Source organism: Thalassolituus marinus (assembly GCF_020320395.1).
GTDB classification, from domain to species: domain Bacteria; phylum Pseudomonadota; class Gammaproteobacteria; order Pseudomonadales; family Oceanobacteraceae; genus Venatoribacter; species Venatoribacter marinus.
This window is the reverse complement of the sequence record NZ_JAEDAH010000020.1, coordinates 1-23,559: the sequence shown is the minus strand read 5'-3', so window position 1 is coordinate 23,559 and position 23,559 is coordinate 1. Positions and strand designations below refer to the sequence as shown.

Sequence of the window (23,559 nt, the reverse complement as noted above, 5' to 3'; positions counted from 1 at the left end):
GTAGCGCCAGTTCCTTATGATTTGCTAGTCCACAAATAGGTTATACGCTTGGTGTAGCCAATTCTGTTGGAAGAGGTTTCAGGCATAAATCTGAACGACCACACAGTTAAGAGTGGTTCTCATTAGAAGGCCAATAACCTTAATAAAAGCAGGTTAACCTGCTGTAAAATCAGGTGTTTTTCCGGAGTTTGATTGCATTAGGCATAAGCAGACACCATAATTGCGCCCGATTTTTTAACCCTCAATCCCGCTGTTAAATGGAATCTGATCATGAGCACAGCATTTGACCATCCCGAGTACAACTACAAGGTGGTAAGACAATTTGCCATCATGACCGTAGTTTGGGGCATTGTCGGTATGACAGCCGGTGTTTTCATCGCTGCTCAGCTGGCGTTCCCTGCTTTGAACTTTGACCTGCCTTGGCTGTCATTCGGACGTCTGCGTCCGCTGCACACCAACGCGGTTATTTTCGCCTTTGGCGGTAGCGCTCTGTTTGCTACTTCCTACTACATCGTTCAGCGCACCTGTCGCACCCGCCTGTTCTCAGACACGCTGGCAAGCTTCACTTTCTGGGGCTGGCAGCTGGTTATCGTAGCGGCGGCAATCACACTGCCTCTGGGTATGACCTCTACCAAAGAATACGCTGAGCTGGAATGGCCAATCGATATTCTGGTTGCGCTGGTGTGGGTGGCTTATGTGGTTAACTTCCTGGGCACTGTTGCTATCCGTAAGGAAAGCCACATCTACGTTGCCAACTGGTTCTTCGCTGCTTTCATGATCATGATTGCGATTCTGTACATCGGTAACAACCTGTCTATTCCGGTATCCCTGACTAAGTCTTACTCTATCTGGCCTGGCACCATTGATGCCATGATCCAGTGGTGGTGGGGTCACAACGCGGTAGGTTTCTTCCTGACTGCGGGCTTCCTGGGCATCATGTATTACTTCGTTCCTAAGCAGGCTGGCCGTCCGGTTTACTCTTACCGTCTGTCCATCGTGCACTTCTGGGCACTGATTTCTATCTACGTTTGGGCTGGTGGTCACCACCTGCACTACTCTGCTCTGCCTGACTGGGCTCAGACTGCCGGTATGGTTATGTCTCTGATCCTGCTGGCACCAAGCTGGGGCGGTATGATCAACGGTATGATGACGCTGTCTGGTGCATGGCACAAACTGCGTAACGACCCTATCCTGCGCTTCCTGGTGGTATCTCTGTCCTTCTACGGTATGTCTACCTTCGAAGGCCCGATGATGTCTATCAAGACTGTAAACGCACTTTCGCACAACACTGACTGGACTATCGGTCACGTTCACTCTGGCGCTCTGGGCTGGGTTGCGATGGTATCTATCGGTGCTATGTACCACCTGATTCCTCTCCTGTTCGGCCGCAAAGCTGGCGATATGCACTCTATCAAGCTGATTAACGTTCACTTCTGGCTGGCGACTATCGGTACTGTTCTGTACATCGCTGCGCTGTGGGTTAACGGCATCATGCAGGGTCTGATGTGGCGTGCGGTTAACGCTGACGGCACTCTGACTTATAGCTTCGTTGAATCTGTGGAAGCTTCTATCCCTGGTTACATCGTTCGTACCATCGGTGGTGCGGTGTTCCTGCTGGGTATGCTGATCATGGCTTACAACGTGTACATGACTGTACGCGCAGCCAAGAAAGAAGCTGGCAACGCTGTAGCAGCTCAGGCATAAGGAGTACGGATAATGATTAAGCACGATAATATCGAGAAAAGCCTGCCGTTGATGGTGGTAATGATCGTGATCGCTCTGAGCTGGGGCGGCATGGTTGAGATTGTTCCACTGTTCTGGCACGACGACACTACAACGCCGGTTGAAGGCCTGGAGCCGCTGAGCGCTCTGGAACTGGAAGGCCGTGACATCTACATCCGTGAAGGTTGTCACGTCTGTCACACCCAGATGGTTCGTCCATTCCGTGCAGAAACTGAGCGCTACGGTCCTTACTCTGTTTCCGGTGAAAGCGTATACGAACACCCATTCCTGTGGGGTTCCAAGCGTACTGGTCCGGATCTGGCTCGTGTAGGCGGTCGTTACTCTGATGAATGGCACCGTGCTCACATGTACAACCCACGTGACGTTGTACCTGAGTCTGTAATGCCATCTTATCCATGGCTGTTTGAAGACAAGGTTGATGGCCGTCTGACACCTAAGAAAATGGAAGCTCTGCGTATCGTAGGCGTTCCATACACAGATGCAGACATCGAAGGCGCGAAAGCGGCTGTTGATGGCAAGCCTGAAATCGAAGCTCTGGTTGCTTATCTGCAGCAGCTGGGCACAGTGATCACTAAACGGTAATCCCATGGATATTAACGACGTGCGCGGTTTGGGCACTATTTTCGCCCTGATAGCTTTCAGCGGAATTATCTGGTGGGCCTATGGCTCCAGCCGCAAGAAGCGTTTTGAAGATGATGCTCATATTCCATTTCTCGATGACGAAGATGGAACACCGCAGCACGGCGATAAAGATCGGAGTAAATAATTATGTTAAGCACTTTCTGGCAAGTGTGGATTGTGGTCATCGTACTGGGATCCATCATTGGTTGCGGCGTACTGATTCAGTACACCAGCCGCGGCCAGCGTAAAGAAGAAACCGACCAGACGACTGGTCACGACTACGACGGTATTCAGGAACTGGATAACCCACTGCCACGCTGGTGGGTAATGATGTTCTGGGCAACCATCGTGTTTGGTGTCGCTTACCTGGGCGTTTACGGTCTGGGTAACTTCAACGGTCTGCTGACGGTAGAAGTTGATGGCGAACAGGTCACCTGGACATCCGGCAACCAGTGGAAAGCTGAAGTTCAGGCTTTTGAAAAGACCATTGAGCCTCTGTACGCAGAATACTCTGCAACACCGGTAACTGAGCTGGTGAACAACGAAGAAGCTCTGCTGTCTGGTCAGCGTCTGTTCAAGAGCAACTGTTCTGTATGTCACGGCTCTAACGCCAAAGGTGCACAGGGCTTCCCTAACCTGACTGACTCTGACTGGCTGTATGGTGGTTCTCCGGAACAGATCAAACACACCCTCGCTATGGGTCGCCAGGGCGCTATGCCTGCATGGGGTGGCGTACTGGGTGAAGAAGGTACTGCCAACATGACTCAGTACGTTCGCAGCCTGTCTGGCCTGAAGCACGATGCAGACGCTGCTGCTGCTGCTGCGCCTCAGTACCAGATGCTGTGTATGGCGTGTCACGGTGCAGAAGGTAAAGGCAACCAGCTGGTTGGCGCACCAAACCTGACTGACGATGTATGGCTGTATGGCGGTTCTACCAAGCAGATCGAGTTCACTCTGAAACACGGTCGTAACGGTAAAATGCCAGCTCACCAGGAGATTCTGGGCAACAATGCTGATGCCAAGATTCACCTGCTGACCACTTACGTTTACTCTCTGTCTAACAAGTAAGCGTGAGAAAATCCTTGGAAAACGTAATGTTTTACAAGGTTGAGCTACGGCAATAAAACTCGAGAAAAGCGGCTTAATGCCGCTTTTTTCGTTCAGCCCCTTTCAAACCAGCTATATAATTGCTGCGTTATATAGAGTGTTGTGAAGCCTCTGCCTGCCTCTGGTTTCTTAAGCACCGTTTTTTGCACTTCCAACCAAGGTGATTTGCCGTTATGAGTGAAATTCCGGTCAAAGACGTCACACCCAAAACCCAAAGCATGTACGAAAAACGTAAAAAGATTTACGTGCGTGAAATTGAGGGTTTTTTCCAGAAACTGCGTACCTACAGTCTGTGGGCGCTGATGCTGGCCTATTTTTGTACGGCCTGGTTTAACTGGGAAGGCCGACAGGCCGTTCTGTTTGACCTCCCTGCCCGTCAGTTCCACGTGCTTGGCATTACCTTCTGGCCACAGGATTTTATGCTGCTGTCCTGGCTGCTGATTATCGCGGCCTTCGGCTTGTTTACTATCACCAATATTGCCGGCCGTATCTGGTGTGGTTACACCTGCCCGCAGTCTGTGTGGTCATTTATTTTCATGTGGATTGAAGAGCGCGCAGAAGGCACCCGCAACCAGCGTATCAAGCTGGACAAAGAGCCAATGTCTGCCAGCAAATTCCGCAAAAAAGCACTGAAACACATTGGCTGGATTATTGTTGCCTTCTGGACCGGCGTGACCTTCGTTGGTTATTTCACGCCTATTCGTGAGCTGGTGCCAGATTTCTTTCAGGGTCTGGCTAACCACTGGGCTTACATCTGGATCGGTATTTTCACCGTTCTGACTTATCTGAATGCTGGCTGGATGCGTGAGCAGGTGTGTATCTACATGTGTCCTTATGCCCGTTTCCAGTCTGTTATGTACGACCCGGATACCCTGGCAGTTTCTTACGACTACAACCGTGGTGAACCTCGCGGTAAGCGCAGCAAGAAGAAAGAAGAAGCCGCCGAGCAGGACAAGCTGGGCGACTGTGTCGACTGTTCGCTGTGTGTTCAGGTGTGTCCGACTGGTATCGATATTCGTGATGGCATGCAATATCAGTGTATCGGCTGTGCCCTGTGTATCGACGCCTGTGACTCCATCATGGAAAAACTGGGCAAACCAAAAGGCCTGGTGCGCTATACCACAGAAAATGAGCTGGAAGGCCAGAAGACCCACTTCTTCCGTCCACGCCTGCTGGGTTACGCCTTCCTGATGACCGTCATGCTGGTTGCCTTCGGCTATGCCCTGCTTACCCGTCAGGCTTTCCGTCTGGATATCGAACGTGACCGTGGTGCGCTGTATCAGGTAACGGTTAATGACACTGTTACTAACTCATACACCGTGAAGCTGATGAATATGTCGCAGTCCGAGAAGGAATATACGCTTAGCCTTGAGGCTGCGGATGGCATCATTATGGACGCGGATAAGAACCACCTGCTGCAGGTAAACCAGCTGAAAGAAGTACTGGTGACGCTGGAATACGATCCAACCGTGAGCAAGCTGAATTCCAGCAAGGTTAATGTGGAATTTGTGGTCACGGACACCGAGAGCGGTGAAGAAATTGTGCGCGAGGAAACCCGTTTTATTGCGCCGCGTCAGTAAAGGAAGTTACTCGGTAACTTCCTGACAAAACCGTGCTGGTTAGACACCGCCCAAGTCGTTAAACTTGGGCGGTTTTTTTATGTTCAGACGACAAACGAGATGCCCATGAAGTCCGTTGAAAAGAGCACGCCCTGGTACAAAGAGCCCATGATTCTGCTGGTAGCCGGTATCCCCTTGCTGGCGGTTATCTGGGGTATGGTGATGCTGAAACTTGCTCTCGCCAGCCAGGACTCCCTGGTCAGCGACAGCTATTACAAAGACGGTGTTTCTTACACTGAAAACGTGGAAACGGACAACAAGGCCAAACGCTTACAGCTGAATGCTGATTTGACCATTACCCATGATGAGGTGGAGCTGACGCTGAAAGGCTATCTGGATGAAATGCCGGCAACATTGCAGCTTATGCTAATTCATCCGACGCTGGATACCCAGGACGCCACTGTTCTGCTGCAGCGCATGGATGATGGCATTTATCGCGGTGTAAACGAAATTTATCTGCCAGGCCGTCGTCATATCTGGCTGCAAAGCCCGGAACAAGGCTGGCGTATTCGCCTGACTGAATTACTGGAGTCCGGTAAAACCGTACACATGTCCGCCAAATGACCGACATTCCGGAATCAGACCGCTGCTTTCATTGTGGCGAACCCGGCGCTGACGCTCAGCGCTGGTCTGTTGTTATCGATGGCCAGCCACGGGCTATGTGTTGTCCGGGCTGCAAAGCCATTGCTGAAACCATTGTCGCCAGCGGACTGAAAGATTATTACCGTCACCGCACGCACCTGCCTGAACTGACCCCTGCCGACTTTGAAGAAACCGACCTTACCGCGCGTGAGTCGCTGACACTGTACGACAGTGAAGCGCTGCAACGCCGTTTTGTCGCGCGCAATCAGGGCGACAATGGTGAACTTGCGGAAGCAACCTTCATCATCGATGGCATCAGCTGTGCGGCCTGTGCCTGGCTGATTGAACATCGTGTCAGTCAGCTGCCCGGGGTTGAGCAAGCGGTTCTTAACCTGTCCAATCACCGTCTGGTTGTGCGCTGGAATTACTCGCGTATTGCGGTATCCAGCATTGCCGAAGCCATTTACCGTCTGGGCTATAAAGCATCGCCGTTTTCGGCCACCGAGCAGGAAGAGCAACGCAACCGCGAAGGTAAGGTCGCTATCCGTCGCCTGGCCGTGGCCGGCATTGGCATGATGCAGGTAATGATGATCGCCGTGCCGCTGTATGTGGGCATGGCTACCCAGTACGAATTTTTTATGCGCATGGCCTCCATGGTGCTGACACTGCCGGTGGTGCTGTACTCAGCCCGACCTTTCTTTGATGCCGCTATGCGCGACCTCAAAACCCGCCATCTGACCATGGATGTGCCGGTATCGCTGGCCATTGCACTGGCCTTCTGCGCCAGTATCTGGAGTACCTTTAACCAGGGCAAAGAAGTCTATTTTGACTCGGTGTGCATGTTCACCTTCTTCCTGCTGCTGGGACGCTTCCTGGAAATGCGCGCCCGTCACCGTATGGGTAAGGCTGGCAATAACCTGCTTACTCTGCTGCCGAATGTGGCGCTGCGCATTAGTGACGATGGCGACGAAGAAGTGGTCGCCAGTGAAGATATCCGGTGCGGTGATATTCTGCGCCTGAAACCAGGCCACGCCATTCCCGCCGACGGTGTTGTCATCGAGGGCCGCAGTTCCGTCGATGAAGCCGCGCTGACCGGCGAATACCTGCCAATTCGCAAAGAACCCGGCAGTTCGCTTATTGGCGGCACTTTCAACGTCGAAAGTCCGATGCTGATGAAAGTAACGGCCACCGGTGCCGAAGCACAGCTTTCCACCATTATGCGCCTGATGGACCGAGCCCAGCAGGAGAAACCTAAAGTCGCGTTAATCGCTGACAAGGTCGCCAGCTGGTTTGTATTAGCCGTACTGATCGTATCCACCTCGGTGTTTTCCTTCTGGTGGCTGATGGGCGACGAGCATGCTTTCTTTATCGCCCTCAGCGTTCTGGTGGTGACCTGCCCATGCGCGCTGTCGCTGGCAACGCCAACGGCTCTGACCGCTGCCACAGCGGCCTTGCGTGAGCGCGGCCTGCTGATCAGTAAGGGCCATGTACTCGAAGTACTGAATAACGTCGACCGCGTCGTGTTCGATAAAACCGGCACCCTGACTCAGGGCCGGCTGACGCTGGAAGAAGTAAGACCTCTGGCAGATATGAGTGAACAACAGCTCTCCGCCATTGTCGCTGGTCTGGAAAAGCACTCCACCCACCCGATTGCCCGCGCCTTCCGCGTTGATCGGGCAGAAACCGTTCATGGCGTAGAGCAGGTATCCGGTAAAGGGATTATGGGCGTCTGGCAAAGCCGTGCACTGCGTTTTGGTCGTGCTGACTTTGCCTGCCCGGATAACACACCGGCTATTCCTGCGCCCGAGTTGCCAGGTCAGTGGTTACTGCTGGCTGCGGACGATCAGCCGCTGGCCTGGTTCCGCCTGAATGACAGCGTGCGTCGCAATGCCGGTGAAATTATTGATGGCCTGAAACAGCGTGGTATTGCTGTTTCACTACTGACTGGTGATCCCGGCGAGTCCGGCCCGCGCCTGGCAGCCCAACTCGGTATTGAAGACCTGCAAACCGGTGTTTCGCCGGAACAAAAGCTCGCGGCCGTGCGCGGCTGGCAGGGCAATGGCGAAATCGTCATGATGGTTGGTGATGGCATTAACGACGTGCCGGTTCTGGCCGGTGCCGATATCGCGCTGGCAGTGAATGAAGCGTCTGACCTGGCCAAGACCAACGCCGATGCCATGCTCACCAATGGCCGCCTGGAAACCCTGCTCAGCGCCCTTGATGGTGCGGCAAAAACCCGCACCATCATCATTGAGAACATCAGCTGGGCTTTGCTGTACAATCTCATCGCATTACCGGTTGCTGCGGCAGGCTATGTTCCGCCGTGGGCTGCTGCGATAGGCATGTCTGCCAGCTCACTGCTGGTTGTTACTAACGCACTGCGCCTGAACCGCTTACCGGGTAAACGATCCGAGGTCTGATGTATGGATATTATTTACGCGCTGGTGCCACTGTCGATTCTGCTGATCGGCATCGCGGTTCTGGTATTTTTCTGGGCAGTGAAAAGCGGTCAGTTCGAAGACCTGGAATCGCCGGCACACCGTATTCTGTTTGATGACGACGATGATCTGAAACCGTCTGCGCGCAGCGAAGAGGCCAGAGACAGCGACTCAGAACCTTCCGCAAACAGCAAATGATTGAACCCCTTTCCCTGTTGACGGCCCTGCTTCTTGGGCTGTTCGGCTCAACCCACTGTCTGGTGATGTGTGGCGGTATCGCCGCCGCCATAGGCAGTCAGGCGGGTGAGCGCCGACTTCAGACCGCGCTGGCATTCAACAGCGGCCGTATTCTCAGTTATACCCTGGCGGGTGCCTTAGTCGGTGCGCTCGGTCTTTGGTTGCAGGGTTTACATGATGATCTGATGCTGTGGCTGCGCACACTGGCGGCCATTATGCTGATTCTGATGGGGCTGTATGTCGCCCGCTGGTCAATGCTGCTGACTCGCTTTGAGCAAATCGGCAGCCATGTATGGAAACGCCTGCAGCCACTGACTGGCCGTTTTATGCGTTCCACCGCCATTAAAGATCAGTTATTACTGGGCATGCTGTGGGGCTGGCTTCCCTGTGGCCTGATTTACAGCACTCTGAGCTGGGTGGCCGCCAATGGTCAACCTGCACTCGGCGCCGCCGCTATGTTTGCCTTTGGTCTGGGCACCCTTCCGGCGCTGTTTGCCAGTACAATGGCTGGCAGTTTACTCAGCACCCTGCTCAATCACCGCCATATCCGCGCACTGGCTGGTTTGTTGTTGATTGGTTACGGTCTGTGGACAGGCTGGGTGGTTTGGGTACATCCTTGACAGATTACGTGTTTGTCACGAACATAGTCATAATTCTCATCCAGTAATACGTCTCCGAACAGAGGCATTACTCAGGAAACCGTTATGAAACCGACTCCGGCGCACGCACCGATGCGTGGCTCTCAACCTCACTGCCAGACCTGTTCCCTGAACGCTTTGTGTCTGCCACTGTCACTGAACGATGCGGATATGGAGCGTCTGGATGACATCATCCGCCGCGGTCGCCCGATTCAGAAAGGTCAGCTGTTGTTCCAGCAGGGTGAGCAGTTCCAGTCGGTATTCGCTGTGCGCACCGGTGCGCTTAAAACCTACACTCTGGCCAGCAATGGCGAAGAACAGATTACCGGTTTCCATCTGGCATCAGAGCTGGTTGGCCTGGCTGGCTATGACAATGGCAATTACCCGCTGACCGCCAAGGCACTGGAAACCACCACTGTCTGTGAGATTCCGCTGACTCAGCTGGAAAGTCTGGCCGATGAACTGCCGGATCTGCGTAAGCAGCTGATGCGCACCATGGGTACGGAAATTCGCCATGACCAGAACATGATGCTGCTGCTGAGTAAGAAAAATGCAGAAGAGCGCGTAGCCTCTTTCCTGCTGGATATTTCTCAGCGTTATTCCCGTCGTGGTTTCTCGGCAACCCACTTCCGCCTGCCGATGTCACGGGTGGATATCAGTAACTATCTGGGCCTGGCGGTTGAAACTATCAGCCGTGTATTCACTCGTTTCCAGAAGAACGGTCTGATCGAAACCCAGGGCAAAGAAGTGATTCTGCATGATTCTGACACCCTGTATGAGCTGGCCGGTCTGAACAGTGACAGCGAATGCGGTCACGATGGCGACGAATAAGTCGCTCACACTTTGAAGCAGCCGGTCACCGACCGGCTTTTTTGTGTCCGATCGATACGTTGATCCGATGACACTTTGCCCTTAGTCTTGCCCTACAGACCGTGCCAGCAGGACGCTATGATCACCACCACGCTCGTCGAAACAAAGCTGCAACCGCCATTCAGTGATGACTGGCTGGCGCGTCCGCGTCTGGCTGAGCTGCTGAAAAACAACCAGCAGCCAACTCTGATTGTTGCGCCACCTGGCTATGGCAAAACCACCCTCGCCGCCTGGTACGCCGCGACTCAGGACTACCCCTGCTGCTGGCTGACCCTCGATCAGTTCGATAACCAGCCAATGACCTTCTGGCGCTATCTGATCAGCAGTCTGCAGACCGTCGACCCGCAACTCGGGGCCAGTGCCATGAATCACCTGCGTCATGAGATCAACCCGCAACAGAACCGGCTGGCGGATGACATTCTGCAGGACCTCAATCGTTTCACCCGCCACCGTCTGCGCCCCCGACGTGTACTGCTGGTTATCGACGATATCCATCACCTCAGTGATAAAGAGCTGATTACGGTGTTGAACCGCCTGCTGGACTATTTGCCGAACTGGTTGCAGGTGGTGATAACCAGCCGCACCTCCTTCCCTGGTTGGGCAAAGCGCGTCAGCCGGAACCGTGGCAACCTGATTGACGCTGAAGCACTGGCATTCAGTGCCGAAGAGACTGCCAGCCTGTGCCTGCACCGGGGTGGCAGTACAGACGATCAGGCACTGGTACAGGGCGTTTATCAGCGCAGCGACGGCTGGCCTGCAGCGATTGTCTTGCTACTCCATCACCTGAAAAAGCTCAGCAAGCCTGAGCGTACACAGTGGTTGCAGACAGTCGAGTCCCCCAGCCCGCAGTTGCTAAGTGACTATCTGCAGGAAGAACTCTGGTATGCCCTCGACAGCGACGATCAGGCCTTACTGCTGACCATGGCCATCGCCGCGCCCTGGTGCCCTGCCGAACTGCTCAGCGACATCCACGACATTGACCCTCTGCGCAGCGCGCGGGAGTCTGCCTGGGCGTCTCAGGTAACGATCAGTCAGCATCGGGGCGAAAGTGGATTTCAACTGCACCCGCTGTTTCGCCAGTGGATTACCGACCACTGCACACGCTACCAGCCACAGCTGACCGGACAACAACGGCAACGAGTCCTCGATTACTGGATCAGCAAGCAGGACTGGCAGCGTGCATTGCGCAGCGCAACCGAAGCTCAGAACTGGGAAGTCGCCGCGCAGTTGTTTGCCCAGCAATACGAACACTGGGTTCGTCAGGGGGATCTGCAGGCGATGAATGCTGCTCTGATCAGCCTGCCGCAATCAATAGCCACTCAGCATCCGGCTATGCTGCTGGCTCAGGCACAACTCTGCTTTATACGTGGTGAACTCAGCGCCATGGAGCAGGCGCTGAATAAGGCCAACCAGCGACTGCAGGCAGATATTGCTGCCAGCGCAGCGCTTTCAGCCCAGCAACAGAATCTGGCCGCCGCTGCAGAACTGTTGCAGGCACTGGCCAACCTGTACAACCGTCATCGCAACAGCACTGTACAGACCACGCCAGCGACTGACGATACACATCCGCTGGCTGACTGGTGGCTGTACCACGCTTGTGTCAGCGCGTTCGAGGCCGAAGATCTCGAACGCGCCATTCATTTCGGCGAACAGGCCGTAAATAAGGCCTGGCAACAGAACAATCTGTACTGTCTGCTGGCAACACTGCCCTGGCTGGCTCATGCGCGCTATCAGCATGGCGAAGTGAAGGCAGCCGAGAGCGAACTGAATACCCACCTGCAACGCTTAAAAGCACTGGGCTACGAGCGCACCCCGGCATGGGTAGCGGCGCTGGGTGCCAGCGCCTTACTGGCCATGGAGCAGCAGAACGCTGAACAGGTGGAATCCTGCTTCAACCGTATTCAGGACAGCGGCCCGGACTGGGTAGAACCGCGCGAGTGGCTCTATAACCACTACCATCTGAAAGCGCAGTGGCTGATGCTTAACGGTCAGCATGATGCGGTGGAGTCCTGGCTGGATCAGGCTGAGCAGTTTGAAAACCAGCAGCTCACCGACATCAATGCCGACTCAGTTATGCCGGCAACCCATCAGTTCCGCCTGTGGGCAGCCCTGCAACGCGGAGACAGCTTTGCCCTGCTGCAATGGGCGATGACCAGCGACTGGCAGGATCAGGGCAGCAGCATCATCAATTACATGCATAACTTCCTCTGGCTCGCAGCCCGACTGCTATCGGGCCAGGATGAATGGCAGCACTGGCAAGCCCTGTACGATCGCAGCGTCAGCAAAGGCTGGATGTTACGCCAGTACGGCCTGCTGATGTTGCGTGCCGGTGCCACCGCACAAACCGGTGAAGAGCCGCAACCATGGGCTGACCAAGCCTTTGATATTGCCCACCGCTGTGGCTATGAGCTAACTGTGCACAGCGGCCGCCAACGCTTTGCACCACTGCTTGCTCAATGGCAGAAAAACCGTCAGTGCCAGTGGCCAGCGCATAACAACATCGCCAGCAACTCTGCTGCGCCTGCGCTGAGTACTGCCGACAAAATCAATCTGAGCGATCGGCCGCCGCTGAAGGCCGCCCGCCTCACCCGGCGTGAAAACGAAGTGTTCAGTGCTCTGGCACGCGGGCTGAGTAATCAGGAAATTGCCCGCGAGCTGGATATCGCGCTGACCACGGTCAAACGCCATGTACAGAATCTGTTCAGCAAACTGAATATTAACAGCCGTACCCAAGCCGCCCTGCTGTTCAACCACTACGACTCATAGTTTCCGCCCCGCTGCCCGCTGCCCGCTGCCCGCTGCCCGCTGCCCGCTGCCCGCTGCCCGCTGCCCGCTGCCCGCTGCCCGCTGCCCGCTGCTACCAGCTACGCATTCCGCTTGAACTGACTCACCACATTCACACTACCAACCACCTGCACTGCGCTGGCCAGCGGTGCAGTCGTGTATTCAGCACGCTCGTCTACACCCTCAAAATGTGAACTGAGTCACACTTTTAAGGGTGTAGCTACACCTTTGGCAGGCATCGCCACACCTCCCTCCAGCCGTACTCTGTAACCGACAACATGATTCAAGGAGGAACCCGATGTCCGGACTGAAAGGCGGCCTGCACCTGGCCTTACTCTTCCCCTGCACTCTCCTGACAGGCTGTGGTGCTGGTGATTCAACCCTGACCGACAACGACGAATTTTTCGTTGAAGACGTAGTCACCACAACAGAAGACCCCTTCAACCGGGATCAGCTCATGGTTGTGCAAATTGAGCTGGATGAAGAGGACTTCGCCGCCTTACAGACGGAAGGACGTACGCCGGGCAGTGCCATCAGCGCCTGCCCGGACGATGACTTCCGCTATACCGAATTCCGTGCCAGCGTCACTATCAATGGCCAGCCACTTGATAATGTGGGAATCCGCAAAAAAGGTTACCTGGGCTCACTGAGCGAGGAAAAACCCTCATTTAAACTCGACTTCAGCGAATATCAGGAAGGCCGTTACTTTCAGGGGCTGGATCGCCTGACGCTGAACAATAACCGCCAGGACCCCAGTCATTTACGCCAGTGCCTGGCCTACGACGTCTATCGTCAGGCTGGCCTCAGCGTACCCCGCTGTAACTGGGCCCGGGTCGTGGTTAACGGCCGCGATATGGGGATCTACAGCCATGTGGAAAGTATCCGCAAACCCTTTCTGCAACGGGCCTTTGGTGATGACAGCGGTAATCTGTACGAAGCCCAGCTGGCTGAATTCGGCAGCTACCTCAACGACCATTTTCAGCTGAAAACCAATATCCGCGCCAACGACCGTCGTGACCTGGATGAGGTTGCCGAACTGCTGCAAAGCACTGACCCACAGTGGCTGGAAAAACTCGCCGAAAAACTGGATATCACAGAGTTTATTCAGCTCTGGGCTGCCGATGTTGCACTGGGAAACTGGGATTCCACCAGCGGCAATACCAATAATTATTTTATGTATCACAACCCGGCTGACGAGCGTTTCCATTTTATTCCCTGGGGAACGGATGCTGCCTGGAGTGGCGATTTTATTCTGAAACCAGGCCTGGGCCCGCTGTACAGAACCCATCAGCTCGCCAAACGCTTATACGACATCCCGGCGTACCGGGCGCAGTTTGAACAGGCCGTGGCGGACCTGCAGTCTCAGGCGGCAGCGCCAACAACACTGAACACCGCCATCGAACGCTACAAGACGATTACTGCATCCCCTGCCGCTGCGGTTAGTCAACTGCAGACCTTCATCAACGGTGACGGCACAACACCCGCCTGGCAGGCCCAGGTTGACCATGCTCTGCAGACAGAAGGGAGTGGTCAGACTGAATACAGCAATAGCGATGAACAACCATCCTGCAACGATGTGACCTTTGACCTGGCGCTTAAATTCAGCGCATCCACCGCACTCGACAGCGGTACTTTTACCTTCACCGACCCCGATGGTCAGGAGATTAATGCCAGTATTTTAATCGCCAGTTATGGCAGCCAGGGGGTGGACAGCATCAGCTACCAACTGGACGACAGCACCGCACCAGAAACCCATGCGCTGACCATCATCGGTGTCGATGTCAATGACAGTTACCAGCCCTATGCACTGCAGTTGTCACTTGAATCTGCCAGCGCCAGAGCCGGCAGTCATAACCTGCAGGGCTTCGCTAACAGCCTGATGCTGTTTCGCGTTGCAGACGATCAGAGTATTGAGCTGATTGCCACAGCCAGCTCCGGCCAGATTGTGATCGACAACTTCGACCCACAGGCTGGCCTGTTCGCTGCAGAATTTTCTGTGCAAATGCAGACGTTCGGACGCTGAGCCATGACCGAAAACCGACTCACTAACACACTCGAAGATCAGTATTTTCGTCAGTGCTTCGCTACCCTGAACACCCATACGCTGGAGCAGCAGCAGCGCGCTGAGCTGCTCAATCGGGTCGATGAAAAGTATCTGATTCGTCTGGCTGACCTGCCGCATATTCTGAGGCGCTGCGCAGAGGAATATTCGGTGCTGTCGCTGGATGGCGATACCGCGCCGCTGTATCGCACCTGCTACTACGACACCCGGGATATGAGCTGTTTTCTCGCCCATCACAACGGTGTGCTGCCGCGCTTCAAAATCAGAACCCGTGAATACTGCAACAGTCACAGCTGTTTTCTGGAGATTAAAACCAAAACCAACAAAGAAAGAACCATAAAGGAACGCACACCAGTGCCAAGCTGCGACCCGGATGAACTACGTAAAAATCTGTTATTGCCGGGCGAGTTCAGCGCCATGCTGGAAGTAACGTACAAACGCACCACACTGCTGCACGGTCGCGATGAAGAGCGGGTTACCTTCGACCACAACCTGAGCTTTTGCAATATCGCCACCAAATGCACGGCGGCAACCAGCGGCACTTTAATTGTTGAAGTCAAAAATTCTAGTAAAGCCGGCCAATCCATTATGTGCCGTGCGTTACGCCAGGCCGGTTATCGGCCAGTGAATTTCAGCAAATACTGTAATGGCTGCCTGCTTACCAACGTCAGCGGCAGCAAACACAATCGCTTTAAGTCGCAGCTGGCTGCGCTGCACAGGACTTCCCCGATATACACAGGAGTGGCTTTATGAATGAAGATTTTATTATCCGGCTGTTTATTCATCTGCTGGTCAGCTTATTACTGATTCGCGGCAGCTACTTTCACTTTAACCGTCACTATGCTCATGCCAGTGCGTTTATTACCTTTGGCTGCGGTGTCTTTATCGTCACCGCAATGCTGCATAACACACAGATTTCCATGGGCTTTGCCTTCGGCTTATTTGCCGTGTTTTCCATGCTGCGCTATCGAACAGAGTCGATCAGCGTAAAGGAAATGACCTATCTGTTTCTCACCATCGCGCTGTCGTTACTGAATGCGGTTGCCACACTGGACTGGCTCCCCCTGCTGGCAACCGATCTGTTTATTGTTGCCGTCGCCTTTGTGCTGGAAACCAGCCTGATATTCGACAAGCAGGAAGAGCGCGAGGTCGACTATGACCTGATCGACAATATCCGGCCGGAAAATCAGCGGCGCCTGATAGCCGATTTAAAAGCCCGTACTGGCTGGCAAATCAGTTCAGTGGATATTCTCGAGGTCGACTTTATCCGCGACCGCGCAAGGTTGCGGGTGTCCTTTCCGAAAACCACTAAGTCACAGCGAGACAACGTTTGCCAGCAAGCATCATCAAGGATTGGTTCATGAAAATAAGAAAAATCATTCTGCCCGTCTGTCTGACACTGACCGGCCTGACACTGACCAGTTTTACGCCGGAGAGTACAGCCGAGGACGTTAAATTCAGCGGTTACCTGTTGGCCGATGCCGATTATTTCGATGAGTTCTACAGTAAGGCCGATGCTGATGATGCGGCAACTGACAGCAGCTGGCACAGCGAAATTCGCGCACTGAAAGTCTCGGCGCGCTGGAAGCACGAAAACCTGCGTTTTAAAGGCCAATACAAATGGCAAAGCGGCGGTGGCGAATGGGGGGATCTGCTTATCAGCTATCGCACTGACGCAGTTAATGTGTTTGCCGGGCGCTCTGAGCCAGCCACCAGCCAGGAAGCAAACATGAGCTACAAACAGCTGCCGGTCATTGAACGCAGCCTGCCGGTTCGGGCTTTTGCTGCCGGCCAATCAGACATTGCCGGCATCGACTGGCGCCGGTCAGAACAGCAGCTGCAGCTGGCCCTGTTTCGCAATGATGATGATCACATTGGGGTACAGTTGCGCTTCAGTCAGCAGGCATTGTCCGATTCACTCCTGTGGGCTGTGGCGGCAGAACAACGCGACCTGCAAGGCGATAATTATCAGATAAAGACCCGCGCCGCGGCCCATCTGTCCGATAAGGTAATTCGTAGCCCACGGTTTTATGCCGACCAACAAAACCTGTTGCAGGCAGATATCGCATTAATTAACGATCTGGGCTGGTTTTCGGCCGAATACTGGCTGACCAGTACTACGGCTGTCAGCGGCGACGAATTCACCCTGCACGGCAGTTACTGGCAATGGGTGTACAACACCCGGCAGAGCTACCGTATCGCAGACTTTGAAACCGGCAGCCGTCGCAAACAACTGACCGGCAGCTGGGACTATGTTGTGCGTGTTGAATGGCTGGATCTGCAGGATCAGGGCTATGGCGCACGTGCCAGTAACTGGTTAGCGGGCGTTAATTACCATCCCTATAAAAACCTGAGCCTGATGGCCAACCTGATACACAATCAGGCGGCAGGCCAGTTGGTCAGCAGTGCAGCCGACGCAGAACAAGCCAGCGGCAACGCCTTGTCTCTGCGACTGCGCTATCTGTTCTGAATCCTGCAGATACTGGCGGATCAAACCGCACAGCAACTGGAACGCTTTGTGCAATCTACCTTCTGAGCGGCGGATAACCGTCGCTGCCGCCCGGGTCATTATCAATTGGTATAAAAACCGCCACGATAAAATGATCTGTTCTAAGCTGTTAATAAGCACACCGGGCAGCCGATATTGTAAGCAGGAGGTGCCTTATGGGCATTTGTGCAAAAGAACTACATCGCTGGGTCATCCGGCCAACGCTGCAGCGTATTGGTATTCATAACCAGGTGGCCGAACAGTTACTGCTGACCACCGCTGCTCTGGAATCCGGACTCGGTGCTCATATCCGTCCCGAAGGCCAGCGTGGTTTAGGCATTTATCAGATCCAGAGTCTGACTCATCGCCATGTCTGGGATGAGTGTCTGTTCAGAACCCCGGAACTGGCCAGTGTGGTCAGAGGATTAGCGAGTCAGCATGATTTCCTCGAGCAACCCCATGCCGAACTGGCCACCAACCTGTCGTATTCCACCGCTATCGCCTGGTTTATCTATGCGCGTAACCCTGAATTCTCGCTGCCGGAAGAACCCGGCTGTGAAGAGCTGATCCGCCTGTGGAAACGTTTCTATCACCCTAAAGGTGCGCTCGACATGGAGGCTGCCCTGCAGCATGTGCGCGACCTGACCAGCGAGTGCGAAGCCGCTGCCTGAACTGTCAGCGACTCCACATCTGCCCGCCATTCTGATATAAAGCGCCCGCTAACTATCAGGATGGCTCTATGACCGAATCAGCTACCGAACGTAAGACCAAGCTCGAATTTAACAAGCTGCAGAAGCGCCTGCGCCGCAATGTTGGTAAAGCCATTGAGGATTACCGCATGATTGAGGAAGGCGACAAGGTCATGGTTTGCCTGTCCGGCGGTAAAGATTCGTACACCATGCTTGATATTCTGATGAGTCTGCAGAAAAGCGCACCGGTCAATTTTGAACTGGTGGCGGTCAACATGGACCAGAAACAGCCGGGCTTCCCCGAGCACATTCTTCCTGAGTATCTGAGCCAGCTGGGTATCGAATATCACATCATCGAGAAAGACACCTACAGTGTGGTGAAAGAGATTGTGCCGGAAGGTAAAACCACCTGTGGTCTGTGCTCGCGTCTGCGCCGCGGTACCCTGTATGGTTTTGCCGAAAGCATCGGTGCTAACAAAATCGCTTTAGGTCACCACCGCGATGACATCATCGAAACCCTGTTCCTGAACATGTTCCACGGTGGCAAGCTGAAGGCCATGCCACCGAAACTGCTGAGTGACGACCAGAAGCACGTACTGATTCGCCCGCTGGCGTATTGCAAGGAAAAAGACATCGAGAAGTTCGCCGAAGCGCGTGAGTTTCCGATTATTCCGTGCAACCTGTGTGGTTCTCAGGACAACCTGCAGCGCCAGAACATCAAGATGATGCTGGCGCAATGGGAAAAGGAACAACCGGGGCGCAGTGAGAATATCTTTGCTGCTGTATGCAACGTTGCACCGTCACAACTGGGCGACCGCGAGCTGTTCGATTTTGAAACCCTGCAGGATAAGCAGGAAAAGGGCCACCTGTTTACCCGCCTGGATGTTGTTCAGGTTGATTGAACCACGCAGGCAACAGGCATAAAAAAACGGCGCAATGCGCCGTTTTTTTATGCCTTACCCTCAGAGCCCACCTTCAAGCATATGGGTAACGCTGAGAGTGTAATCACCGGGTCCTTTGACCACGAAATCAAACTGATAGCGGCGCTCGGTGGTAATTGACTCGGCCAGCGCAGTCAGGCGGCAGGCATTCGGCTCCAGTTGCGCCAATGGCATTTCCATCCGCACCAGATAGTCACTCTCCAGCTCTTCCACCAGAATGGTCGAGGTCGGTTGAGTCGTAGCGCCGGCAATGCCTTTTCGAATCCATTGCAGGTACAGACCGTGATGCCCATTGCGATCGGTACGCACCAGACGAACATAGCCCTGCCCGGCCGCTGACTTCCACGGGCAGACACGGGTGACGCCGTCGATCCACACCGGCAGCTTATAAACATCAACCAGCGGATCATCGTTACTTGTGGCCGGAGCGCTGAACATCAGCCCCAGACTCAGTGCAACCGCGGCCAGTGGACTGGCAGACCGGTATGAAAAAGTATGCATACAAAAAAGCCTCCTGCTGGTTAAGACTAGCAGAAGGCTGCTGATACGCCTGTTAAGGCGTCAACGGGCGGCAAATACTGCAGTAGCACGCTCGTGTGTGTCCCATTCCGGCTTCTGGTACATCACTTTAACGATATAAAAGCTTTCCTCGCCTTTGGGCAGCATAACGGTAACTTCATCATCAAGGCTCTTGCCCATCAGCCCTCGTGCCAATGGTGCATCGACACTGATATAGCCATTCTTCAGATCGATTTCGTCTTCACCGACGATGCGGTAGCGGTGTATAGCTTCATCATCGTCTTCCAGTTCAATCCAGGCGCCGAAGAACACCTTATTCAGATCCGCAGGCAGGCGATCAACGACAGTGACCTGATCAAGGCGTTTCATCAGAAAGCGTAACCGCCCATCAATCTGGCGCAGGCGCTTCTTGCCGTAGATGTATTCCGCGTTCTCCGAGCGATCACCAAGTTTGGCAGCATCCGAGACTTCCTGTGTAACCCGAGGCCGCTCTGTGCGCCACAGGTAGTCGTACTCGTCTTTCAGCGCCTGCTCACCTTCCGGGGTAATCAGATGACTGCGACGTGGCAGGGGTTTCTTTTCGGTCTCGCTCATTCTGTCCTGTCTGTGTCATTAACCGGCAACATTAGCCTGACATGTTACCGTTTTTGCCTCGCATGGAATATTGGCAAACATGTTACTGAAACCCTTGCGGATTCTGGCAGGAAGCCTTCTCGTCATTGGCGGGATTATCGTTACGCCGATGCCACTACCTCTGGGCATTATTATGATCATTTTCGGCACCTCCATTCTGGTCACAGAGTTGCCACTGGTACGCTTATACGTAAGACAATTGCGCAAGCGTTTTACCAGTCTGTCGGCACGCCTGAATCGTCTTAAACCCCATCTGCCGTCCTTTGCCCGGCGCCTGATTGAGGACACTGATCCCGAGCAGCACTGAGTGCCTGAGCTTTCAATTCACCGGCACAGGCCCTAGGATGGGGCCATGACAATCACGACAGCTGAAACCCGCGAATCACTGGCAAAAGACTTCACGCCCATCATCGAGTTGCTCGACCAGCGCTTGCAACACGGAGAGGCACTGTCTGAGTTTGACCTCATGCGCTGGTTGCAGGAATCAGAGCAAGGCATCTTTCAGCCGGGTGCACTGAGCGACAACCTCACCCTGTTCCGCAGCCATTTTATTCTGATGCACTGCCTGTACCGCCTGCGCCAGCGCTGGTTTGAACAGCAGAGTGCAACCCTGACCATCAGCGCTCTGCATATTCAGCGCGGTCCTTGGACGCACTGCACTGACAAAGCGCCGGACAGCCATGATCCGATGGCAGCGTATTATCTGGATATCGGCGAGCTGGACACTGATCGCGAGGCCATCGACGAGCTGCTGACAGGCTTCTGGAAGAAAATGCTGCTACCCGAGCAGCTGGATGAGGATCTGAAAATACTTGAACTATCATCAGCAGTGACTATCGAAGAGATTCAGATACAATACCGCCGCCTGGTTATGCGCCATCACCCGGATCGGGGAGGCGACCAACACAGGTTCTGTCAGATCCAGGCAGCCTATCAACGAATAAAAAACCGCTACTTATGATATTCCGAATTTTCCTGACCAGCCTGCTAATGACGTTATCCGGACTGACTCAGGCCCAGCTGGTGATTCTGCAGTATCACCACATCGACGCCACTACCCCGCCATCCACCAGCATCAGTCCGGAAAAATTCCGTCAGCATCTGGAGTTACTTGAACAGGAAGGCATGATCATCGTCGATCTGTACGACGCCATGCAGCAGATTCGCAGTGGTGCAACGGTTGCAGAGAAATCCGTCGCCATAACCTTTGATGATGCTTATCTGTCGATCTACGAAAATGCTTACCCGCTGCTTAAAGAACGAAACTGGCCGTTCACCGTATTCGTGAATACAGGCGCTGTGGATGAGCGCCATGGTCGGGTGATGAGCTGGGATCAGCTGCGGGAAATGAAAGCCAGTGGCGCGCGTATCGCCAATCATTCGGTGAATCACCCCTACCTGACCGAACGCCCTGAAGGCATCAGCCTCGATACCTGGCTGAACGATGAGATTGGCTTCGCCGAGCAACGCTTGCAGGCCGAAATGGGCGAAAGTCAGAAAATGGTGGCCTACCCGTACGGCGAATTTACTCTGGCCATCAGTGAGTGGATGGCCAGCCATGGCTATCTGGCTTTCGGTCAGCAGTCCGGTCCGGTCGGTCCTATGTCACACCCACAGGCACTGCCGCGCTTTCCCGCAGCTGGCATCTATGCCAACCCGGAAACCCTGAAAACCAAGCTTTACACCCTGGCCATGCCGTTGTCACCGGAACAGTTGCAGGAGCCATGGCTGGCCAATGCCGATATGCCAGCGCTGACGCTGACGTTTCCCGGCATCGATATGCATGCCAGTCAGATTCAGTGTTTCGCCAGCGGCGAAGGTGCCATTCCGACCGAAGCCAAAGCCGAGTCCGGGGTGATCCACCTGCACACACAGGCTACCCGTCCGATGACCTCGGGCCGCAGCCGCTATAACTGCACCGCGCCAAGCAAGCGCCATAAAGGCTGGTATTACTGGTACTCACAGCTGTGGATTAACAGCCAGGTCAGTCAGAGGTAAGACGCCATCTGTTTCAGTGCCTGCTCACGCTGACGCCAGTCTGGCAGGCACTGGGTCATCAGCGCGCGGAATCCCGGGCCGTGATCAAAATGCTTCAGGTGGCAAAGCTCATGCACCACCACCAGCTCCATCAGCTCTTGCGGCAGCTGCATCAGCGCCAGATTCAGGTTGATATAACCGCGCTGCGACAGACTGCCCCAGCGGGTTTTCATTTTCTTAATGCGTAACAGCGGACGCTGGCTGCTGTACTGCGCAAATTGAGGCCACCAGCGCTCAATCATGCGCTGATACTCGGTTCGCGCCTGAGTCCGCAACCAGTCATCAATAGCCTTCTGTCGCTGGCTTGCAGTCCAGCTGGGCGGTACCCAGATCTGCTGATCAGTGACCAGAAACTCGTCCAGCGCACTCTCCTGCAGTGGCAACTGCCGACCACGAACCATTATGGCAGTCTGCAAGCGGCTTTGACGCTCACTCAGTACCCTAAGACGCTCCAGCAACCAGTTCTCATGGCGCCGAACAAACGCCAGCACTTCATGTTGCGGGCAGCCCAGTGGAATACGAAGATCGACTACGCCGTCGTCCTTCATGTGCAGACGCAGACTTTTGCGTTTCATGGCCGAGATTTCCAGCCGCAGCGACTCACCGCCAAGCTCGAGGCTCATCTCTTTTCGGTAGGATTTTCGTGCGGTCATGGTAGGATTGCTGCAAATTCAGGAGTAGATGAATGTCAGATCTCAATAGTATCCCATCCCTGTCCGAAGACGAACTCGAAACCCTGGGCGTTCTGCTCGAAGAAGAAGCAGAACGCCAGGACAGCTTTGATTTCTTTGCTGTACACGGCCTGATGACCGCACTGATCGCTGGTCCGGAAGAATTCAGCGTGCAACAGATCTGGGACTCAGCCTTCGAGGAGAACCTCGGTTTCAGCAAAGAGCAGAAAGCTCAGGTAGACACCTTGCTGCTGCAACTGTCGAAAGAAATCCAGGCGTGGCTGGACTCAGGCCAGGACTTCCCGGTTCCGGCAGATCTGACTCTGGTCGACGATGAAGAAGAACCGCCGCTGGAAAGCTGGGCGATGGGCTTTATGACTGGTGTTCTTCTGCAGGAAGAAAGCTGGTACGCGAAGAGCGAAGAAACCATTGCCCAGCACCTGTTCCCGATCATGTATGCATCCGGCCTGTTTATGGACGAGCCGGAAATGGCGGATATCGACGAAGACCTCGATCTTTCAAACCAGATGTGTGCCAATATTCCGGCCGCCGTGGTTGAGGTGTATCTGTTCCTGCACGCAGAAAAATAAGCAGTTCAGATTAGCGAGCATAAAAAAACGGGCCATTGGCCACTGCTGTCCCACAGTTTTTAATCAGCACCATAGCTGACAAAAACAGCATGTTTTAACATCAAGGCCTGCTGCCTCGCAGGGGAACTTACCGAGCGTCGGACCGCCCCTGGCCGGCGGGCCGACCCCAGCTTCGCGCTTTCTGGGCCGTATTCCTTGAAACCTTTATATTTACTGGCCTCGTGCCTCATCGGCCATCCATGCCCGGAGCCACTTGTCCGCATCCCTGCGGACAGACCAGACATATCAGC

Annotated in this window: 24 protein-coding genes; 21 read left to right on the top strand and 3 right to left on the bottom strand. The window is 54.3% G+C overall.

Annotated elements, in window-relative coordinates:
- Positions 1 to 270 precede the first annotated feature (270 nt).
- From ccoN to ttcA, 17 genes are all read left to right on the top strand, one after another.
- Complete coding sequence (gene ccoN / locus I9W95_RS04485) at positions 271 to 1,704, top strand: cytochrome-c oxidase, cbb3-type subunit I (protein WP_225672285.1); 1,434 nt, start codon at positions 271 to 273, stop codon at positions 1,702 to 1,704.
- 12 nt (positions 1,705 to 1,716) lie between these two features.
- The gene (gene ccoO, locus I9W95_RS04480) at positions 1,717 to 2,325 is read left to right on the top strand and encodes a cytochrome-c oxidase, cbb3-type subunit II (RefSeq protein ID WP_263866095.1); all 609 of its coding nucleotides are present in this window, start codon (positions 1,717 to 1,719) and stop codon (positions 2,323 to 2,325) included.
- Between the two features lie 4 nt (positions 2,326 to 2,329).
- A complete protein-coding gene (locus I9W95_RS04475) occupies positions 2,330 to 2,509 on the top strand; it encodes a cbb3-type cytochrome oxidase subunit 3 (RefSeq protein ID WP_225672283.1) in 180 nt (59 codons plus the stop codon).
- Between the two features lie 2 nt (positions 2,510 to 2,511).
- Positions 2,512 to 3,432 (top strand): cytochrome-c oxidase, cbb3-type subunit III, encoded by a 921-nt coding sequence (ccoP, locus tag I9W95_RS04470; protein WP_225672281.1) that lies wholly within the window; start codon positions 2,512 to 2,514, stop codon positions 3,430 to 3,432.
- A gap of 212 nt (positions 3,433 to 3,644) precedes the next feature.
- Positions 3,645 to 5,051, top strand: a complete 1,407-nt coding sequence (gene ccoG, locus I9W95_RS04465) for a cytochrome c oxidase accessory protein CcoG (RefSeq protein ID WP_225672279.1) — start codon at positions 3,645 to 3,647, stop codon at positions 5,049 to 5,051.
- A 105-nt stretch (positions 5,052 to 5,156) separates the two neighbouring features.
- A complete protein-coding gene (locus I9W95_RS04460) occupies positions 5,157 to 5,654 on the top strand; it encodes a FixH family protein (RefSeq protein WP_225672277.1) in 498 nt (165 codons plus the stop codon).
- On the top strand, positions 5,651 to 8,092 hold the full coding sequence (locus tag I9W95_RS04455; protein WP_225672274.1) for a heavy metal translocating P-type ATPase: 2,442 nt from the start codon (positions 5,651 to 5,653) through the stop codon (positions 8,090 to 8,092). Before I9W95_RS04460 ends, I9W95_RS04455 begins: the two co-directional genes overlap by 4 nt.
- A 3-nt stretch (positions 8,093 to 8,095) precedes the next feature.
- Positions 8,096 to 8,308, top strand: coding sequence for a cbb3-type cytochrome oxidase assembly protein CcoS (ccoS, locus tag I9W95_RS04450; protein ID WP_225672272.1), 213 nt, complete (start codon positions 8,096 to 8,098; stop codon positions 8,306 to 8,308).
- A complete protein-coding gene (locus I9W95_RS04445; protein ID WP_225672270.1) occupies positions 8,305 to 8,967 on the top strand; it encodes a sulfite exporter TauE/SafE family protein in 663 nt (220 codons plus the stop codon). Before ccoS ends, I9W95_RS04445 begins: the two co-directional genes overlap by 4 nt.
- Before the next feature lie 84 nt (positions 8,968 to 9,051).
- A complete protein-coding gene (fnr, locus tag I9W95_RS04440) occupies positions 9,052 to 9,816 on the top strand; it encodes a fumarate/nitrate reduction transcriptional regulator Fnr (protein WP_225672268.1) in 765 nt (254 codons plus the stop codon).
- Positions 9,817 to 9,933: 117 nt separating this feature from the next.
- On the top strand, positions 9,934 to 12,621 hold the full coding sequence (locus I9W95_RS04435) for a helix-turn-helix transcriptional regulator (RefSeq protein WP_225672266.1): 2,688 nt from the start codon (positions 9,934 to 9,936) through the stop codon (positions 12,619 to 12,621).
- A 316-nt stretch (positions 12,622 to 12,937) separates the two neighbouring features.
- On the top strand, positions 12,938 to 14,662 hold the full coding sequence (locus I9W95_RS04430; protein ID WP_225672264.1) for a CotH kinase family protein: 1,725 nt from the start codon (positions 12,938 to 12,940) through the stop codon (positions 14,660 to 14,662).
- 3 nt (positions 14,663 to 14,665) lie between these two features.
- Positions 14,666 to 15,454 carry a polyphosphate polymerase domain-containing protein gene (locus I9W95_RS04425; RefSeq protein WP_225672261.1) on the top strand — a complete coding sequence of 263 codons (789 nt, stop codon included), beginning with the start codon at positions 14,666 to 14,668 and terminating at the stop codon, positions 15,452 to 15,454.
- Positions 15,451 to 16,065, top strand: coding sequence for a DUF4956 domain-containing protein (locus I9W95_RS04420; protein WP_225672259.1), 615 nt, complete (start codon positions 15,451 to 15,453; stop codon positions 16,063 to 16,065). The genes I9W95_RS04425 and I9W95_RS04420 overlap by 4 nt, the downstream gene beginning before the upstream one ends.
- Entirely contained in the window at positions 16,062 to 17,171 is a 1,110-nt protein-coding gene (locus I9W95_RS04415; RefSeq protein WP_225672257.1) for a porin, read from the top strand. The genes I9W95_RS04420 and I9W95_RS04415 overlap by 4 nt, the downstream gene beginning before the upstream one ends.
- Positions 17,172 to 17,365: 194 nt before the next feature.
- On the top strand, positions 17,366 to 17,860 hold the full coding sequence (locus I9W95_RS04410) for a hypothetical protein (protein ID WP_225672255.1): 495 nt from the start codon (positions 17,366 to 17,368) through the stop codon (positions 17,858 to 17,860).
- 68 nt (positions 17,861 to 17,928) lie between these two features.
- Positions 17,929 to 18,780 (top strand): tRNA 2-thiocytidine(32) synthetase TtcA, encoded by an 852-nt coding sequence (gene ttcA, locus I9W95_RS04405; protein WP_225672253.1) that lies wholly within the window; start codon positions 17,929 to 17,931, stop codon positions 18,778 to 18,780.
- A gap of 60 nt (positions 18,781 to 18,840) precedes the next feature.
- Here ttcA and I9W95_RS04400 read toward each other — a convergent pair whose 3' ends face one another.
- Both I9W95_RS04400 and greB read right to left on the bottom strand, forming a co-directional pair.
- On the bottom strand, positions 18,841 to 19,320 hold the full coding sequence (locus I9W95_RS04400; RefSeq protein WP_225672251.1) for a hypothetical protein: 480 nt from the start codon (positions 19,318 to 19,320) through the stop codon (positions 18,841 to 18,843).
- Between the two features lie 60 nt (positions 19,321 to 19,380).
- Positions 19,381 to 19,932 (bottom strand): transcription elongation factor GreB, encoded by a 552-nt coding sequence (greB, locus tag I9W95_RS04395; protein ID WP_225672249.1) that lies wholly within the window; start codon positions 19,930 to 19,932, stop codon positions 19,381 to 19,383.
- Between the two features lie 79 nt (positions 19,933 to 20,011).
- On the opposite strand from greB, the gene I9W95_RS04390 reads away from it, so the two are divergent.
- The 3 genes from I9W95_RS04390 to I9W95_RS04380 are packed head-to-tail and all read left to right on the top strand — an operon-like array spanning position 20,012 to position 21,969.
- Positions 20,012 to 20,278 (top strand): PGPGW domain-containing protein, encoded by a 267-nt coding sequence (locus I9W95_RS04390; protein WP_225672247.1) that lies wholly within the window; start codon positions 20,012 to 20,014, stop codon positions 20,276 to 20,278.
- Between the two features lie 45 nt (positions 20,279 to 20,323).
- Positions 20,324 to 20,932 carry a DNA-J related domain-containing protein gene (locus tag I9W95_RS04385; protein WP_225672244.1) on the top strand — a complete coding sequence of 203 codons (609 nt, stop codon included), beginning with the start codon at positions 20,324 to 20,326 and terminating at the stop codon, positions 20,930 to 20,932.
- Positions 20,929 to 21,969: a polysaccharide deacetylase family protein gene (locus I9W95_RS04380; protein WP_225672242.1), complete on the top strand. Its 1,041-nt coding sequence runs from the start codon at positions 20,929 to 20,931 to the stop codon at positions 21,967 to 21,969. Before I9W95_RS04385 ends, I9W95_RS04380 begins: the two co-directional genes overlap by 4 nt.
- Here I9W95_RS04380 and I9W95_RS04375 read toward each other — a convergent pair.
- Positions 21,960 to 22,661, bottom strand: coding sequence for a M48 family metallopeptidase (locus tag I9W95_RS04375; RefSeq protein WP_225672240.1), 702 nt, complete (start codon positions 22,659 to 22,661; stop codon positions 21,960 to 21,962). The two genes, I9W95_RS04380 and I9W95_RS04375, sit on opposite strands and share 10 nt — an antisense overlap.
- Before the next feature lie 32 nt (positions 22,662 to 22,693).
- Here I9W95_RS04375 and I9W95_RS04370 point away from each other — a divergent pair, with 32 nt between their 5' ends.
- A complete protein-coding gene (locus I9W95_RS04370) occupies positions 22,694 to 23,269 on the top strand; it encodes a YecA/YgfB family protein (RefSeq protein ID WP_225672238.1) in 576 nt (191 codons plus the stop codon).
- Positions 23,270 to 23,559: the final 290 nt, after the last annotated feature.

What these genes read in the sequence shown, in the direction of transcription:
- I9W95_RS04400 (WP_225672251.1), bottom strand. Translation starts at nt 19,320, where the DNA reads ATGCATACTTTTTCATACCGGTCTGCCAGTCCACTGGCCGCGGTTGCA.
- I9W95_RS04430 (WP_225672264.1), top strand. Translation starts at nt 12,938, where the DNA reads ATGTCCGGACTGAAAGGCGGCCTGCACCTGGCCTTACTCTTCCCCTGC.
- ttcA (WP_225672253.1), top strand. Translation starts at nt 17,929, where the DNA reads ATGACCGAATCAGCTACCGAACGTAAGACCAAGCTCGAATTTAACAAG.
- I9W95_RS04425 (WP_225672261.1), top strand. Translation starts at nt 14,666, where the DNA reads ATGACCGAAAACCGACTCACTAACACACTCGAAGATCAGTATTTTCGT.
- I9W95_RS04390 (WP_225672247.1), top strand. Translation starts at nt 20,012, where the DNA reads ATGTTACTGAAACCCTTGCGGATTCTGGCAGGAAGCCTTCTCGTCATT.
- I9W95_RS04370 (WP_225672238.1), top strand. Translation starts at nt 22,694, where the DNA reads ATGTCAGATCTCAATAGTATCCCATCCCTGTCCGAAGACGAACTCGAA.
- I9W95_RS04410 (WP_225672255.1), top strand. Translation starts at nt 17,366, where the DNA reads ATGGGCATTTGTGCAAAAGAACTACATCGCTGGGTCATCCGGCCAACG.
- I9W95_RS04445 (WP_225672270.1), top strand. Translation starts at nt 8,305, where the DNA reads ATGATTGAACCCCTTTCCCTGTTGACGGCCCTGCTTCTTGGGCTGTTC.
- I9W95_RS04475 (WP_225672283.1), top strand. Translation starts at nt 2,330, where the DNA reads ATGGATATTAACGACGTGCGCGGTTTGGGCACTATTTTCGCCCTGATA.
- ccoP (WP_225672281.1), top strand. Translation starts at nt 2,512, where the DNA reads ATGTTAAGCACTTTCTGGCAAGTGTGGATTGTGGTCATCGTACTGGGA.
- fnr (WP_225672268.1), top strand. Translation starts at nt 9,052, where the DNA reads ATGAAACCGACTCCGGCGCACGCACCGATGCGTGGCTCTCAACCTCAC.
- I9W95_RS04460 (WP_225672277.1), top strand. Translation starts at nt 5,157, where the DNA reads ATGAAGTCCGTTGAAAAGAGCACGCCCTGGTACAAAGAGCCCATGATT.
- I9W95_RS04385 (WP_225672244.1), top strand. Translation starts at nt 20,324, where the DNA reads ATGACAATCACGACAGCTGAAACCCGCGAATCACTGGCAAAAGACTTC.
- I9W95_RS04415 (WP_225672257.1), top strand. Translation starts at nt 16,062, where the DNA reads ATGAAAATAAGAAAAATCATTCTGCCCGTCTGTCTGACACTGACCGGC.
- I9W95_RS04380 (WP_225672242.1), top strand. Translation starts at nt 20,929, where the DNA reads ATGATATTCCGAATTTTCCTGACCAGCCTGCTAATGACGTTATCCGGA.
- I9W95_RS04455 (WP_225672274.1), top strand. Translation starts at nt 5,651, where the DNA reads ATGACCGACATTCCGGAATCAGACCGCTGCTTTCATTGTGGCGAACCC.
- ccoG (WP_225672279.1), top strand. Translation starts at nt 3,645, where the DNA reads ATGAGTGAAATTCCGGTCAAAGACGTCACACCCAAAACCCAAAGCATG.
- ccoS (WP_225672272.1), top strand. Translation starts at nt 8,096, where the DNA reads ATGGATATTATTTACGCGCTGGTGCCACTGTCGATTCTGCTGATCGGC.
- I9W95_RS04420 (WP_225672259.1), top strand. Translation starts at nt 15,451, where the DNA reads ATGAATGAAGATTTTATTATCCGGCTGTTTATTCATCTGCTGGTCAGC.
- ccoO (WP_263866095.1), top strand. Translation starts at nt 1,717, where the DNA reads ATGATTAAGCACGATAATATCGAGAAAAGCCTGCCGTTGATGGTGGTA.
- I9W95_RS04435 (WP_225672266.1), top strand. Translation starts at nt 9,934, where the DNA reads ATGATCACCACCACGCTCGTCGAAACAAAGCTGCAACCGCCATTCAGT.
- greB (WP_225672249.1), bottom strand. Translation starts at nt 19,932, where the DNA reads ATGAGCGAGACCGAAAAGAAACCCCTGCCACGTCGCAGTCATCTGATT.
- ccoN (WP_225672285.1), top strand. Translation starts at nt 271, where the DNA reads ATGAGCACAGCATTTGACCATCCCGAGTACAACTACAAGGTGGTAAGA.
- I9W95_RS04375 (WP_225672240.1), bottom strand. Translation starts at nt 22,661, where the DNA reads ATGACCGCACGAAAATCCTACCGAAAAGAGATGAGCCTCGAGCTTGGC.